Origin of the sequence: Agromyces mediolanus (assembly GCF_044917495.1) — a bacterium.
GTDB lineage: Bacteria > Actinomycetota > Actinomycetes > Actinomycetales > Microbacteriaceae > Agromyces > Agromyces mediolanus_B.
Map to the genome: position 1 here is coordinate 20,111 of NZ_JAVSSI010000009.1, position 14,627 is coordinate 34,737.

The following is a 14,627-nucleotide window of genomic DNA, read 5'->3' on the forward strand; positions in this document are numbered from 1 at the left end:
CCGCGATCCTATCGAGCCGGCACCGCCGCACCCGGGTCGATCGCCGCGAGGAACAGCCCGGCGCAGCGCGCCCCGTCGAGGCCCGTGACGACCTCGACGTGACTGCCGGCATCCTTCGTCTCCGCCCCGCCCGCGCCGAGCCCGGTGCGGAGATCGACGACCGTGCAGCCGCGCGTGGGGCCCTCGGCGAGCGCGACCCGGACCGGCGCCCGGTGCAGCCGGAGCAGCGCGGGGTCGATCACCGCGGCGACGGTCCCGGCGTCGCCGATGGCCGCGGCGCCGGCGGAGCCGACCCGGTCCTCGTCCTCCGTCACGCCCGCGAGGTGCGCGAGGAGCGATCCCGCGGCCCGGGCGACGGGGTCCGCCGAGCGGCCGAGCTCCGCGATCCGATCGGCCCCCACGGTCGCCGTGTAGAACGGCTCGAGCCCGTACATGACGACGGGGACGCCGCTCGTCAGCACGATCTCGGCGGCCTCCGGGTCGTGCCAGACGTTGAACTCGGCCGCCGCCGTCGCGTTGCCCGCGCCGATCGCGCCGCCCATCATCACGATCCGCGCGATGCGCGGCGCCACCTCGGGGTGCATCCGGAGCAGCACCGCGACGTTCGTGAGCGGCGCGAGCGCGATCACGGTGACCGGCTCCGGCGCGGCGAGGAGCGTGCGCCGCAGCAGCTCGACGGCGTGCACCTCCTCGACCGGCCGCTCGCTCGGCGGCAGCTCCAGGGTGCCGAGCCCCGTGCGGCCGTGCACGTAGCTCGCGTCCTGCGGCGTCTCGACGAGCGGCCGGTGCATGCCCGCCGCGATCGGCACCGGCGGGGCGTCGGCGAGGTCGAGCACGCGCCGGGTGTTCTCGACGACCTGGGCGAGCGGCACGTTGCCGCCCGCGCAGCTGACGGCGAGGACGTCTAGGGCGGGATGCCGCACCGCGAGCAGCAGCGCGAGGGCGTCGTCGACCCCGGTGTCGACGTCGAGGACGACGGGGATCGGTCGACCGTTCGCGGCCGACGGCGTCGCGGCGCTCACTCGCTCGCCAGGATCAGCTCGGCGTACTCGGCGGCGTCGTCCGCCGCGGGGTGCACGTCGATCGCGACGAGTTCGAGCAGCGCGGGATCGATCGGCACCGCCTGCAACGGGCTGAACGCGCTCACCGGGGCGTGCCCGACGTCGAGGCCCCAGAACGAGAGGTGGGCACCGGTGCGCGGGAGTCGCGCCGCCGCGAGCTCGACGCCGTCGGCCTCGAGCACGAGCTCGCCCGTGAGGTCGGGCAGCGAGCGCAGGCGGAAGCCGGCCTCGCGCTCCCCCGCGGCGAGCCGTCGGGGGGCGCGCAGCTCGACCGTCTCGCCGAGCATCGAGTGGGCGAAGGCGAGCACGCCGTCCTGCAGCGCGAGCACGTAGCCGCCCTGGGCGTTGCCGCTCGAGAGGAGCACGCCGCTCGCGGCCGACGCGTCCGCGCGGAGCCGCGCCCGCACGTCGATGGAGCGGTTGGAGCCGGTGACCGCGCTCGGGAACGGCACGTGACTCTGCCCCGGCCGCAGCACGATGCGCCGCTCGGCGTAGAGGCCGATGGGCCCGCGCGCCTCGATCACCTCGTGCAGGGGCCGGTCGTCGAGCGGGAAGACGTCGTGGGCGCGGGCCTCCCGCCACCACAGCTCCTGCAGCTGCGCGAGCCGCTCGGGCTCGCTCGCCGCGACGTCGGTGGCCTCGGCGAAGTCGTTCCGGGTGTCGTAGAGCCGCCAGACGTCGTCGGCGTAGTCGGTGCCCGGCACGTGCGCGGTGACGGCGCGCCATCCCTCGTGCCAGATCGCCCGGTGGCCGAGCGTCTCCCAGTACTGGGTCGCGCGCCCCGCGCCGCTGCCGGCGTCGGCGAGGGTCGCGGCGATGCTGCGCCCGTCGAGCTCGGCGGGCGCGGCGATGCCGAGCAGCTCGTAGAGCGTCGGTGCGACGTCGATCGCGTGCACGAACTGGTGACGCACCCCGCCCGGGGTGCCCGGTCCGTTCGGCCAGGAGACGACGAGCGGCGAGCGCACGCCGCCGAGGTCGACGAACTGCTTGTACCGGCGGAACGGGGTGTTGCCCGCCATCGCCCAGCCCTCGGGGTAGTGCGAGCCGCCCGTGAGGGTGCCGATGCGGTCGAGCTCGCCGACGAGCTCGGCGGCGGGACGGCGGATGCCGCTGTACGGCGCGTTCGTGTCGACGTCGCCGCCGGGGCCGCCCTCGCGGCTCGCGCCGTTGTCGCTCGTGACGAGCACGATCGTGTCGTCGAGCTCGCCGAACTCGCGGAGGGCGGCGACGACGCGGCCGAGCTGGGCGTCGGCGTGCTCGAGGAAGCCGGCGAACGCGGCCTGGAGGGCGGCGTACACCCGGCGCTCGTCATCGTCAAGCTCGGCCCAGGGGCGCACCCCGTCGTTGCGCTCGGCGAGCGGCGTGCCCTCGGGCACGAGCCCGGCCTCGATCTGGCGGGCGAGGCGGGCGCGGCGGGTCTCGTCCCAGCCGACGGTGAAGGTGTCGAGGTACTGGGCGATGAACTCGCGCGGCGCCTGGAAGGGCGCGTGCGTGGCGCCGAAGGCGAGGTGCAGGTAGAACGGGTCGCCCGGGCGGAACGCGAGGTGGTCGCGCACGTAGCCGATGGCCCGGTCGGCGAGGTCCTCGCTCAGGTGGTACCCCTCGCGATCGGGCACCGGCACGGGGTGGTTGTCCTCGAAGAGCTCGGGCTCGTACTGGTCGGTGCAGCCGTCGAGGAACCCGTAGGAGCGGTCGAAGCCGCGGGCGAGCGGCCAGTTCCCGTAGGGCCCGGCCGGGGTGATCTCGTGGAGCGGCGCGAGGTGCCACTTGCCGACGAGGTAGGTGCCGTAGCCCTCGCCGCGGAGCACCTCGGGCAGCAGCGGCACGTCGCGGCGGATCGAACCGCGGGAGTTCGGGAACCCCGTGTCGGTGTCGGCGAGGAAGCGCATGCCGATGCTGTGGTGGTTGCGGCCGCTGAGGAGTGCCGCACGGGTCGGGGAGCAGAGCGGGGTGACGTGGAACCCGGTGTAGCGGAGACCGGCATCGGCCAGGGCGTCGATCGTGGGAGTCCGGACCTCGGAGCCGTAGCAGCCGAGGTCGCCCCAGCCCGTGTCGTCGAGGATGACGACGACGACGTTCGGCCGCTTCGGGCCGCCTCGTCGTTCGGGCCACCACGGGGTGGAGTCGGCGATCGTGGTGCCGATCCGTCCGGGGAAGTCGGGGTGCGCTGTCGACATGGTGGTGCCTTTCCGGGCCGGGGCGGTCGCCCCGGCCGATGCCTGGTCGCTGGTGGTGGGTCGGCGCTCAGCCGGCGCGGGCCGGGAGGGTGGCCTCCGGCAGCCGCGGCACGGCGTGGGAGCCGAAGCGCGGCTTCACGATCGCGGTGAAGACGAGCGCGACGAGCGCCACGAGCACGAGGTAGCTCGAGACGGTCCAGGTCGCCCCGCCGGCGGCGTTCGTGAGCGCCTGCGCGATGAGCGGCCCGAAGCCGCCGCCGAGCACGGTGCCGAGCTGGAAGCCGAGCGACATGCCGGAGTAGCGGACGCGCGGCTCGAAGAGGTCGGCGAAGAGCGTCGCCTGCTGGCTGAACAGGAGGCCGACGAGGATGCCGCTCACGCCGGTCGCGGCGAAGAGGCCGACGACGGTCTCCGTGCCGATGAGCCAGAACATCGGGAACGCCCAGATCACGAGGAGCACGAGTCCGACGGAGAGCACGCGGCGCTGGCCGAAGCGGTCGCCGAGGTGGCCGGCGATCGGGGTCGTGACGAGGTTCGTGAGCGAGGAGAACACGTTCGCGAGCAGCACGATCGTGGGGTCCATGCCGAGCGCGCCGGAGGCGTAGCCGAGCACGAAGACGCCCTGGATGAGCCCGAGCGTGGTGTCGCTCGTGTGGATGAAGATGGCGGCCGCGATCTCCTTCGGGTAGCGCCGGATGGCCTCCCAGACGGGCAGCTTCGCCTCCTCCTTCTTCTCCTGCACGGCGACGAACTCGGGGCTCTCGTCGACCTTCAGGCGGAGGAAGACGCCGACGACGAGGAGCAGCGCGCTCGCGAGGAAGGGGATCCGCCAGCCCCAGGCGACGAGCTCCTCGAGCCCGATCGTCGCGGTGAGCAGGGCGACGACGCCGCTCGAGAGGATGACGCCGATCGGCGCGCCGGCCTGCACGAGGCTGCCGAAGAAGCCGCGCCGGGCGGTCGGGGCGTGCTCGACGGCGAGCAGCGCCGCGCCGCCCCACTCGCCGCCGATGCCGATGCCCTGGAGCACCCGCAGCACGACGAGGAGCACCGGCGCCGCGACGCCGATCTGCGCGTACGTCGGCAGCACGCCGATGAGCACGGTGACGATGCCGGTGAGCATGAAGGTGAACAGCAGCACGCGCTTGCGGCCGATGCGGTCGCCGAAGTGGCCGAGGATGATGCCGCCGAGCGGCCGCGCGACGAAGCCGACGGCGAAGGTGGCGAGGGAGAGCAGGGTGGCGACGCCGGCGTCCCCGGTCGGGAAGAAGACCTGCCCGAAGACGAGGGCGGACAGGGTGCCGAAGACGAAGAAGTCGTAGTACTCGAGCACGGATCCGATGGTGCTCGCGGTGACGGCGCGCCAGGAGGCCGCTGGGGCCTTCGTGGGCGAGGGGGCGGTCGTGTCCATGTCACTCCTCATTGAACGTGCGGACTCGGGTGGATGCGGGATGGAATCGATTCCGGAATCGATTCCACAGCGTACGGCGCGAGCTCGCGGGCGTCAATCCCCAGCTTCGGCCGGGCTACCGGGATGCCCCGCAGCGGCCCCGTCCCGGCATCCGGATTCGGCATCTCGACCCGGCAACCCGACCCGGCATCCCGCCGCCGTCGCCCGCCGGAGGTACCCTCGGAGGGTGACCGAGCCCTTCGCCCTCTTCGACCTCGACGAGGTCGCCCCCAGGGTGTCGCAGGCGCTCCGCACCGAGCCCCACCCCCACGAGCGGCGCATCGTCGCCGATTCGGGCGACCGCGTCGCCTGGCTCCGCGCGCGCAGCCAGGGCATCACCGCGACGGATGCCGCGAAGCTCGCCACCCGGGAGTCGGTCCGCTCCGCGGCCTACGAGAAGCTCCACGGTTCGCGCCGGAGCTTCGGCGGCAGCCGCTTCACCGACCACGGCCGCGAGCGCGAGCCCGTCATCGCCGCCTGGGTGCGGCAGACCCACGGCATCCTGCCCTCGAGCCTGCTGTTCCACGCCGAGACCGAACGCCGCCACCTCGCCACCCCCGACGGCCTCGTCGCCGACGACGCCGGCCGGCTGACGCTCTGCGAGATCAAGACCACCTCGAAGCCCTGGCGCTCGATCCCCCGCTCCTACCTCCGGCAGGTCTGGTGGCAGCAGTACGTGCTCGGCGCCGAGCGCACCCTCGTGGTCTGGGAGCAGCACGACGACTTCGTCCCCGTCGACCCCGAGCCCCGCTGCCGCTGGGTCGACCGCGACGACGACGAGATCCAGCGCCTCGTCACCCTCGCCGGCGAGCTGCTCGAGGCGCTCGGACCGCGCCCGGCCGCTCCGCCGCCGCCGCGCTCGCACGACCGCTCCTTCTACCGGCCGGGCGCTCTCGCGTGACCGCGCTGCTCCTGCACGGGCTCGGCGCAGACCGTCGACAGCCGCTGGAGCTGCTCGCCCCGCCGCTCCTCGGCGTCGAGGGCCCGGGGCTTCGGATGGTCGCCACCGACGTCCGCGCGCACGGCGACTCGCCGCTCCTCGGCGAGGCGGCCGACTTCGCGCTCGACCGGCTCGCCGAGGAGGCCGTCGCCGACGCGCTCGCCGCCGAGCCGGGACTCGCCGACGCCCCGGTCACGATCCTCGGCATCTCGATGGGCGCCGCGCTCGCCCTCCGCATCGCGCTCCGCGGCCTGCTGCCGGTCGATCGCGCGGTCTTCGTGCGCCCGGCCTTCGACGACACGCCCTACCCGGAGCACCTCCGCCCCTTCCCGGTGATCGGGCAGCTGCTGCACGACCGCGGCCCGGCGGCCGTCGAGGACTTCCGGGAGAGCTGGCACTACCGCACGGTGCAGCACCGCTCCCCCGCCGGGGCGCGGGCGCTCCTCAGCCAGTTCGGTTCGCCGCGGGCCGCCGAACGCGCCGTCCGCCTCGTCGAGGTGCCGCGCAACCGCGCCTTCGCGGGCGACGCCGAGCTCGCGCGACTCCCCGAGGCCGGCATCCGCTCCCTCGTCGTCGCCGCCGAGCGCGACCCGGTGCACCCGATCGAGCTCGGCGAGCGCTGGGCCGCCGGGCTCGGCGCCGAACTCGTCGTGGCGCCGCCGCGGGAGGACGGCATCCCCGCCCTCAGCGCGCGGATTCGCGAGGGCGTGGCGCGCTGGCTCGAGGCGAATCCGGGCCGGAGGTGACCGCGGCGCCCGCCCGGTAGGGCCAGCTCGTCCGGCTGAGCGCGACGATGCCGGCCCCGACGAGCAGGATGAACGCGGCGATTGCGACGACGTAGACGAGCACGCCGTCGTAGCCGACCCCGGGGGCCACGTTCGGGTTCAGGAACGGATAGGGGTACCAGTCCGCGATCGGCCCGCGCACCATCGTGTAGGCGGCCCAGACGAGCGGGTACACGGCGACGAGCCAGAGCCGGTTCCAGCCGATCGGACGGCGCCCCGGCGCGAGCACCCAGTCGACGAGCACGTAGAGCGGCGCCCAGACGTGCAGGATCTCGTTCGACCACGGCACCGTCGCCGCCTGGTCGAGCGCCAGGTCGCGCAGCAGCAGGTTGAACACGACGAGGGTGGTCGCGAGATACGTCGTCGCGCACGCGCGCACGAGGGCGAACGTCGGCGAGTCGCCCCGGCCGCGGAACGCGAGCACCGCGCCGATCACGAGCACGACGGCGCCGATGAGGTTCGACTGGATGGTGAAGAAGCTGAAGAAGTTCACCAGGAACACGCCGGGTTCGGGCACGAGCGAGAGGCTCTTCACGAACTGGCCGACGACGGCGGCGACGATGGCCGCCGCGGCGAGGAGCCGCAGGACCGCGAAGGCGATGCGCATGGGCCAGAGCCTACTGGCTGGCGGGGCTACGCGCCGCGTCCGGCGAGGAGCGCCGTGCCGAGCTCGCTGCGCAGGTACAGCACGCTCCGGCCGGAGCGCGTGCCGACGAGGAGCCCGGCGTCGCGGAGCGCCCGGAGGTGCTGGTTCACGGCGCTCGTCGTGACGCCGAAGCGCACGCCCAGCTCGGTGGAGGAGGCGGGGTCGCCGAGAGCGGCGAGGAGCTTCGCCCGGGTCTCGCCGAGGATGCCGGCCACGGCGCCCGGGTTCGCCACCGGCTCGGTCTCCCAGAGCGCCCCCTGGCCGCGCGCCGGGTACATCAGCATGGGCGGGCCGTCGCCGACCGGCGCGGACGCGCGGCGGGTGAACATCGTGGGCACGAGGGTGAGGCCGTTGCCGTCGATCGGCTGCAGCCGGTCGGCGGGGTCGCGGAGCCGCACGGCGACGATCCCGTCGGCGTAGTCGACCGTCGAGGAGATGCCGTTCAGCATGGTCGACAGCCCGCTCTGCGCGATCTGCCGGCCGCGGTAGACGACGTCGGCCTCCAGCACGGTGCGCATGCGCGGCCAGTACGGCTCGAAGGTCGCCGTCCAGAGCTCCCGGAGGGCGCGGATGACCCGGCGGATCGCCGCCCGCGGCGGCCCCGACAGCGCCTCGGGCACCCGGCCGTGCACGGCGACGAGGTCGGCGAGGAAGACCTCGCTCGGCAGCGCCTCGAGCGCGGCGAACTCCTCGTCGATCCGGGTGAGCGGCGACGCCGGCCGCGGGTTCAGGAAGTCCGGCGTCCAGAGCCGCTCGTCGATGAGCGCCTGCAGCACCTCGAGGTCGAGCTCGGCGCGCGCCGCCTCGGTGCGGCGCAGCCAGGGCAGCTGCAGCGGGAACCGCGCGGGCTCGCTGGCGGCGCGCAGCGAGAGCCCGAGCTCGCAGAGCGGCGAGATGCCGAAGCGCACGGCGGCGACGTCGGACTCGTTCAGCACGTACTGCAGCATGAAGCACTACGCTACATCGATTTCGCCCGGCGTCCTCCGTCTGCGAGAACTGGAGCGTGACCAGCACTCCCCCAGCCGACACCGCGACCGAGCCGCCCGTGCGCCCGTCGCTCCGCGACCGCCTCGCCGCCTCCGTGAGCGATCCGGTGCTGCGCATCCTCGTCGGCTCGACGCTCATCTCCCGGGTGGGCCGGGGCATCTTCCTCACCGTCACCGTGCTCTACTTCACCCTCATCGTGGGGCTCACCCCCGGCGAGGTCGCGATCGTGCTCGCCGCCTCGAGCGCCGCCGGCGTGGTCGCCTCCTTCGCGGGCGGCTGGCTCGCCGACCGGGTGAGCGCCAGGCGGCTGCTGTTCTGGGCGACGGCGATCGAGGGCGTCGCGCTCATCACGTACGTGTTCGCGGGCGACTTCCTCACCGCGCTCGTGATCGCGATCGTCTGCGGCCTGTTCGAGCAGGGCGCGAACTCGACCCGCTCGGCGATCATCGCCCGCGCCTTCGAGGGCGAGGCGCGGGTCGGCGCCCGCGCGGTGCTCCGCACGGTGACGAACGCCTCGATCGCCGTCGGCTCGGGTCTCGGCGCGCTCGCCCTCGCGATCGGCACCGCCGAGGCCTACCGGGCGCTCATCGTCGGCGCCGGCGTGCTCTACCTGCTCGGGCTCATCCAGCTCGCGAAGCTCCCCGCCCGCGTCGACGCGCCCGCGCGCCCGCCCGTCGCGGACGTCGTCACCGAGACGGGATCGGTGGATGCCTCGGCCACCGCCGCGGCCGCCCTGACCGCCCGCCGAGACTGGCGCAGTCACTCGCCGTGGCGGAACCCGCGCTACCTCCTGCTCACCGCGCTCAGCGCGATCTTCGGCATGCAGTTCGGCGTCGCCGAGCTCGGCGTGCCGCTCTGGATCACCCGCGAGACCGCCGCCCCGGAGGTGCTCATCTCGGTGCTCCTGATCCTCAACACCCTGATCGTCATCGTGTTCCAGGTGCCGGCCTCGCGCGGCACCCACGACCTCCGCGTCGCCGGTCGGGTGTCGGGCATCGCCGCGTGGCTGATGGCGGCGGCCTGCCTCGTCTACGCCGCGGCCGCCGGGCTGCCCGTCGGTTTCGCGATCGCCGTGCTCGTGATCGCGGCCGTCGCGCACGCCTTCGCCGAGGTGCTGTCGCAGGCCGGCGGCTGGGGGCTCAGCTTCGAGCTCGCCGACCCGGTGCGCGCGGGCGCCTACCAGGGCGTGTTCGGCATGGGCTACTCGGTCGGCGCGCTCGCGGCGCCGCTCGTCGTGAACGCGACGGCGATCTCGCACGGCGTCGCCGGCTGGGCGGTGCTCGGCGCGGTGTTCCTCGCGGCGGGCCTCGGCATCCGCTGGATCGCCCGCCGGGCCGCGCGCACCGCGGCCGCGACGACCGTCTCGACCTAGCCGGCCGGAGCGCCGACGGCGCGCTCGAGCACGAGATCGTGCTCGAGCCGGCCGCCGAGCCGGAAGCGCTTCGCGCCGACCCGCGCGAAGCCCTGCTTCTCGTAGAAGCGGATGGCGCGCGCGTTCTCCGCGTTGACGCCGAGCCAGACGCTCGCCGTCCCGCTCGCGGCGGCGACCTCGAGGCTCGCGGCCATCAGCTCCGCGGCGACCCCGCGGCCGTGGGCGTCGGCCCGGGTGTAGAACTTGCTGAGCTCGACCGTGGGCCGGGCGGCGACGGCGGCCGCCGCGTCGGCGTCGCCCGGCTCGCCGCCGACGAGCATCGACCAGCCGAGGAGCCGCCCCGTCTCGTCGGCGGCCAGGAGCACGGCGCGCGCCGGGTCGGCGAGGTGCGCGGCGAAGCGCTCGGTGCCGAGCTCGGCCGCGATGTAGGCGGCGATGTCCTCCCGGCTCGCCCCGGGCGGGCAGGCGAGCGGGAACGTCTCGGCGGCGAGCTCGGCCAGCTCATCGAGGTCGGCGGGCGCGGCGGCGCGGATCGTCAGCACGGTCACCCCCCGATTCTGCCAGCGGCGCAGGACGCGCAGGATGCCCCGGCGGGTTCGTGGCCCGCCGGGGCATCCGTCGTCCGACCCCGTTCAGAGGAAGCGGGCGTACGCGCCGAGGGTGAGGAAGGTCGGGAACTCCGGCTCGAGCGCGACCGTGCGGAACACCTGGATGGCGTCGTCGAAGCGGTCGCCCTCGAAGCGGGGCAGCCCGCGCACCGCCTCGCCCATCGCCTGCACGATGTAGGTCTGATCGATGCGGGTGCCCTCGGCCGTGACCGTGTTGTCGTGCAGCCACTGCCAGATCTGCGAGCGCGAGATCTCCGCGGTCGCGGCATCCTCCATCAGGTGCTCGATCGCCGCGGCGCCGACGCCCCGCAGCCACGACTCCACGTAGCGGATGGCGATCTGGATGTTGTCGATGACGCCCGCCTCGGTGACCGACCCGCCGACCGACGGGATGTCGAGCAGCTGCGCCGCCGTCACCTCGACGTCCTCGCGGAGCCGCTCGAGCTGGTTCGGCCGCTCGCCGAGCACGCGGTCGAACTCGGCGCGCGCCGTCGGGATGAGGTCGGGGTGCGCCACCCAGGTGCCGTCGAAGCCGTCGCCCGCCTCGCGGCGCTTGTCGGCGGCGACCGCGGCGAGCGCGCGCTCCGTGATCTCCGGGTCGCGGCGATCGGGGATGAACGCGCTCATGCCGCCGATGGCGTGCGCCCCGCGCTGGTGCGCGGTCTGCACGAGGAGCTCGGTGTAGGCGCGCATGAACGGGACGGTCATCGTGATCTGCGCCCGGTCGGGCAGCACCCAGCGGCGGCCGCGGCTGCGGAAGGTCTTCACGATCGAGAAGATGTAGTCCCAGCGGCCGGCGTTCAGCCCCGCGCAGTGCTCGCGCAGTTCGTAGAGGATCTCCTCCATCTGGAAGGCGGCCTGGATCGTCTCGATCAGCACCGTCGCCCGGATCGTGCCCTGCGGCAGGCCGAGGGCGTTCTGCACGAAGACGAAGACGTCGTTCCAGAGGCGCGCCTCGAGGTGCGACTCGAGCTTCGGCAGGTAGAAGTACGGCCCGCGGCCGAGCTCGATCAGCCGGTGCGCGTTGTGGAACACGTAGAGGCCGAAGTCGACGAGCGAGCCGGAGGCGTGCATGGCGCGCCCGGTGCGGTCGTGGAAGCGCAGGTGCTTCTCGGTGAGGTGCCAGCCGCGCGGACGGAACACGATCGTCGGCGTCTCGGCGAGCGGGCGCTCGACGCGGTACTGCTTGCCCTCGGGGCTCGTGAACTCGAGCCGCCCGCGCAGGGCGTCGGCGAGGTTCAGCTGCCCCTCGACGACGTTCCGCCAGGTGGGGCTCGTCGCGTCCTCGTGGTCGGCGAGCCAGACCTTCGCGTCGCTGTTCAACGCGTTGATCGTCATCTTGCGGTCGGTGGGGCCGGTGATCTCGACCCGGCGGTCCTCGAGGCCGGGCCCGGCGCCCGCGACCCGCCAGCTGCGGTCGGCGCGGATGTCGACCGTCTCGGGGAGGAAGCGGGGGTCCCGCCCGTTCGCGGCGTCGACGCGGGTCTGCAGCCGGGCGGCGAGGAGGTCGTGCCTCGTGTGCGCGAAGCGGTCGTGCAGCGCGGCGAGGAAGTCGAGGGCGGCCGGGGTGAGGATCTCCTCGTACCGCTCGCCGAGCGGGGCGGTCACCTCGATCCAGGGCGCGACGGTCGCGAAGCCGCCGGTGCTCTGGCGGGGTTCGGTGCGTTCGAGGGTGGGCGTGCTGGTCATGATGTCGTCTCCGTGTCTCGGCCCGCGTGCGGGCCGGTCGGTGGGGTCAGTGGGAGAACTGCTCTTCCTCGGTCGATCCGACGAGCGCGAGCGTGGCGCTCTGCGGGTTCAGCGCGGTGGCGATCTGGTCGAAGTAGCCGGTGCCGACCTCGCGCTGGTGGCGCGTGGCGGTGTATCCGGATGCCTCCGAGGCGAATTCCGCCTCCTGGAGCTCGACGTAGGCGCTCATGTGCCGCTCGTTGTAGTCCTTCGCGAGCGTGAACATGCCGTGGTTCAGGGAGTGGAAGCCGGCGAGCGTGATGAACTGGAACGCGTAGCCCATCGCGGCGAGCTCGCGCTGGAACTTCGCGATCTGCTCGTCGTCGAGGTGGCGCTTCCAGTTGAACGAGGGCGAGCAGTTGTAGCTCAGGCGCTTGCCGGGGAACTTCGCGTGCACGGCCTCGGCGAAACGGCGGGCGAGGTCGAGGTCGGGCTCGGCCGACTCGACCCAGAGCAGGTCGGCGTACTCGGCGTAGGCGAGGCCGCGGGCGATGACCGGCTCGATGCCGTTCTGCACGTGGTAGAAGCCCTCGGCGGTGCGCTCGCCGGTGACGAACGGCCGGTCGCGCTCGTCGTGGTCGCTCGTGAGCAGGGTCGCGGCGAGCGCGTCGGTGCGGGCGATGATGATGGACGGCACGCCCGCGACGTCGGCCGCGAGCCGGGCCGCGTTGATCGTGCGGATGTGCTGGCTCGTGGGGATCAGCACCTTGCCGCCCATGTGGCCGCACTTCTTCTCGCTGGCGAGCTGGTCCTCCCAGTGCACGCCGGCCGCGCCCGCCTCGATCATCTGGTGCATGAGCTCGTAGGCGTTCAGCGGACCGCCGAAGCCGGCCTCGGCGTCAGCGACGATCGGGGCCATCCAGTCGCGGTCGCCGTCGGGTCCGGGCGCGCCCTGCTCGATCTGGCCGGCGCGCAGCAGCGCGTTGTTGATGCGGCGGACGACGGCGGGCACCGAGTTCGCCGGGTAGAGCGACTGGTCGGGGTAGGTCTGGCCGGAGAGGTTCGCGTCGGCGGCGACCTGCCAGCCCGAGAGGTAGATGGCCTTCAGGCCCGCGCGCACCTGCTGCACGGCCTGGTTGCCGGTCAGCGCGCCGAGCGCGGCCGACCACTCGGGCTGCTCCATCGGGGCGAAGGCGGTGCCGGTGTTCCGCTGGAGGTCGTCCCAGAGGCGCTCGGCGCCGCGCTTGGCGAGCGTGCGCTCCTCGCGCACCGGACCGCGCAGGGCGACGACGTCCTCGGCGCTGTAGTCGCGCTTGACGCCCTCCCAGCGCGGGTTCGCGTCCCACTCGAGCTGCAGCTCGGCAGCGGTCTGGGTCTGGTCGCCGGGGCGGAAGGGGGTGCTCATCGTCGTGCTCCGTTCGAGTTCGCCGCGGGGTGCGGTTCGCTGTGGTGCCATCCATGCTGCGTCCGCCGCGAGGGGCCCGGACGACGAATCGGGGGGTGAACTTTCCGGGAAGTTCTGCGCCTCGGAATTCCGGGCCCGTGCACGGCGCTCGCGGGGCGGATGCCTCGCGCATAGCGCGTCCGAACACGGTTCGGGTTTCGGCGCGATGACGAAGCATCGGACGGACTGTCGCCCTTCGCTCCGGATCGGCGATGGATCGTCCGGTTCTGCACCCGACCATTGCCCCCACCCGCTCCCGGCGGTTGAATGGCGGCACGCGAGTGAACGGCGGCAGGCACGGTGGCCTGCCGCGGACCCGGGAGGTACCACGAGGTGACGACGGCGACCGAGGCGAGAACGGCCTCCCAATCCAGTGTTCGGGCGGGCTCCGTCGAGATCGATCGGGTCACGAAGCGGTACGGCGACCAGCTCGCCGTCGACGGCGTCTCGCTCACGATCGAGCCGGGCGAGTTCCTCTCGCTCCTCGGGCCGTCGGGCTGCGGCAAGACCACGACGCTGCGGATGATCGCGGGCTTCGAGCAGCCGAACGAGGGCGACATCCGCGTCTCCGGCCGCTCGGTGCTCGGCCTCCCGCCCTACCGGCGCGACGTGAACACCGTGTTCCAGGCGTACGCGCTGTTCCCGCACATGTCGGTGGCCGAGAACGTCGCCTACGGCCTGCAGCAGCGGCGGACGCCGAAGTCCGAGCTCCGCGAACGCGTCGGCGAGGCGCTCGAGCTCGTGCAGATGCGCCGCTTCGCCGACCGCAAGCCGACCCAGCTCTCCGGCGGCCAGCAGCAGCGCATCGCGCTCGCCCGCGCCCTCGTGAACCGCCCGGCGGTGCTGCTCCTCGACGAGCCGCTCGGCGCCCTCGACCGGCAGCTGCGCGAGGAGATGCAGCTCGAGCTGAAGCTCCTGCAGTCGCGGCTCGGCATCACCTTCGTCTTCGTCACGCACGACCAGGGCGAGGCGCTCTCGATGAGCGACCGCATCGCGATCATGCGCGACGGCCGCATCGAGCAGCTCGCCGACGCCGACACCATCTACGCGCGCCCCGTCTCCGCCTACGTCGCCGCCTTCGTCGGCCAGCAGAACTTCTTCCGCGGCCCCGTGGTCGAGAGCGGCACGGCCGTCGAGTCCCCGCACGCGGTCGTGCAGGGCACGGATGCGGCGCTCGCGGGCGTCGCGAACGGCCAGGCCGCCGTGCGACCCGAGTTCGTGCGCATCGGCGCCGACGACCCCGCAGCCCCCTCCGCGCCGAACTCGGTGCGCGGCACGCTCCTCGGGGTCTCCCACCTCGGCGAGACGATGCAGTACCTCGTGCGCCTCGGCGAGGAGCAGAGCCTCATCGCCCGGCGCCCGACCCCCGAGGCGCCGACGCTCGAGCTCGGTCAGGAGGTGCGCTGCTCCTGGGATGCCGGGAGCGTGCTGCTCTTCCCGGCCGACGAGGCCGCGCAGGCCGGGGGCTACGTGGCCCCGCCGACCGCGTGAC

Annotated in this window: 12 protein-coding genes; 4 read left to right on the forward strand and 8 right to left on the reverse strand. The window is 73.7% G+C overall.

The features are described from left to right. Nucleotides 1–8 precede the first annotated feature (8 nt). The 3 genes from ROT00_RS13295 to ROT00_RS13305 form a co-directional block, all read right to left on the reverse strand. Nucleotides 9–1,022 (reverse strand): nucleoside hydrolase, encoded by a 1,014-nt coding sequence (locus tag ROT00_RS13295; protein ID WP_404775510.1) that lies wholly within the window; start codon nt 1,020–1,022, stop codon nt 9–11. After that, nucleotides 1,019–3,238: an arylsulfatase gene (locus ROT00_RS13300; protein WP_404775511.1), complete on the reverse strand. Its 2,220-nt coding sequence runs from the start codon at nt 3,236–3,238 to the stop codon at nt 1,019–1,021. Before ROT00_RS13300 ends, ROT00_RS13295 begins: the two co-directional genes overlap by 4 nt. Before the next feature lie 67 nt (nt 3,239–3,305). Then, nucleotides 3,306–4,646, reverse strand: a complete 1,341-nt coding sequence (locus ROT00_RS13305; protein WP_404775512.1) for an MFS transporter — start codon at nt 4,644–4,646, stop codon at nt 3,306–3,308. A 274-nt stretch (nt 4,647–4,920) separates the two neighbouring features. On the opposite strand from ROT00_RS13305, the gene ROT00_RS13310 reads away from it, so the two are divergent. Beyond that, a complete protein-coding gene (locus ROT00_RS13310) occupies nt 4,921–5,586 on the forward strand; it encodes a YqaJ viral recombinase family protein (protein ID WP_404775650.1) in 666 nt (221 codons plus the stop codon). Next, a complete protein-coding gene (locus ROT00_RS13315; protein WP_404775513.1) occupies nt 5,583–6,371 on the forward strand; it encodes an alpha/beta fold hydrolase in 789 nt (262 codons plus the stop codon). The genes ROT00_RS13310 and ROT00_RS13315 overlap by 4 nt, the downstream gene beginning before the upstream one ends. On the opposite strand, the gene ROT00_RS13320 is transcribed toward ROT00_RS13315, so the two are convergent. Then, nucleotides 6,310–7,017, reverse strand: coding sequence for a Pr6Pr family membrane protein (locus ROT00_RS13320; RefSeq protein ID WP_404775514.1), 708 nt, complete (start codon nt 7,015–7,017; stop codon nt 6,310–6,312). The two genes, ROT00_RS13315 and ROT00_RS13320, sit on opposite strands and share 62 nt — an antisense overlap. A gap of 26 nt (nt 7,018–7,043) precedes the next feature. After that, nucleotides 7,044–8,003 (reverse strand): ArsR/SmtB family transcription factor, encoded by a 960-nt coding sequence (locus ROT00_RS13325; RefSeq protein WP_404775515.1) that lies wholly within the window; start codon nt 8,001–8,003, stop codon nt 7,044–7,046. Nucleotides 8,004–8,059: 56 nt separating this feature from the next. On the opposite strand from ROT00_RS13325, the gene ROT00_RS13330 reads away from it, so the two are divergent. Continuing rightward, complete coding sequence (locus ROT00_RS13330; RefSeq protein ID WP_404775516.1) at nt 8,060–9,415, forward strand: MFS transporter; 1,356 nt, start codon at nt 8,060–8,062, stop codon at nt 9,413–9,415. On the opposite strand, the gene ROT00_RS13335 is transcribed toward ROT00_RS13330, so the two are convergent. From ROT00_RS13335 to aceA, 3 genes are all read right to left on the reverse strand, one after another. Beyond that, complete coding sequence (locus ROT00_RS13335) at nt 9,412–9,963, reverse strand: GNAT family N-acetyltransferase (RefSeq protein ID WP_404775517.1); 552 nt, start codon at nt 9,961–9,963, stop codon at nt 9,412–9,414. The two genes, ROT00_RS13330 and ROT00_RS13335, sit on opposite strands and share 4 nt — an antisense overlap. 84 nt (nt 9,964–10,047) lie before the next feature. Beyond that, nucleotides 10,048–11,712: a malate synthase A gene (gene aceB / locus ROT00_RS13340; protein ID WP_404775518.1), complete on the reverse strand. Its 1,665-nt coding sequence runs from the start codon at nt 11,710–11,712 to the stop codon at nt 10,048–10,050. 46 nt (nt 11,713–11,758) lie between these two features. After that, on the reverse strand, nt 11,759–13,096 hold the full coding sequence (gene aceA, locus ROT00_RS13345; protein ID WP_404775519.1) for an isocitrate lyase: 1,338 nt from the start codon (nt 13,094–13,096) through the stop codon (nt 11,759–11,761). 372 nt (nt 13,097–13,468) lie between these two features. Between aceA and ROT00_RS13350 the strand changes: the two genes are divergently transcribed. Continuing rightward, nucleotides 13,469–14,626: an ABC transporter ATP-binding protein gene (locus ROT00_RS13350; RefSeq protein WP_404775520.1), complete on the forward strand. Its 1,158-nt coding sequence runs from the start codon at nt 13,469–13,471 to the stop codon at nt 14,624–14,626. The last annotated feature ends 1 nt before the right edge of the window (nt 14,627 follow it).

Bases quoted from the DNA above. Each gene is read 5' to 3' on its own strand.
- ROT00_RS13300 (WP_404775511.1), bottom strand. From the start codon at position 3,238: ATGTCGACAGCGCACCCCGACTTCCCCGGACGGATCGGCACCACGATC.
- ROT00_RS13305 (WP_404775512.1), bottom strand. From the start codon at position 4,646: ATGGACACGACCGCCCCCTCGCCCACGAAGGCCCCAGCGGCCTCCTGG.
- ROT00_RS13320 (WP_404775514.1), bottom strand. From the start codon at position 7,017: ATGCGCATCGCCTTCGCGGTCCTGCGGCTCCTCGCCGCGGCGGCCATC.
- ROT00_RS13325 (WP_404775515.1), bottom strand. From the start codon at position 8,003: ATGCTGCAGTACGTGCTGAACGAGTCCGACGTCGCCGCCGTGCGCTTC.
- aceB (WP_404775518.1), bottom strand. From the start codon at position 11,712: ATGACCAGCACGCCCACCCTCGAACGCACCGAACCCCGCCAGAGCACC.
- aceA (WP_404775519.1), bottom strand. From the start codon at position 13,096: ATGAGCACCCCCTTCCGCCCCGGCGACCAGACCCAGACCGCTGCCGAG.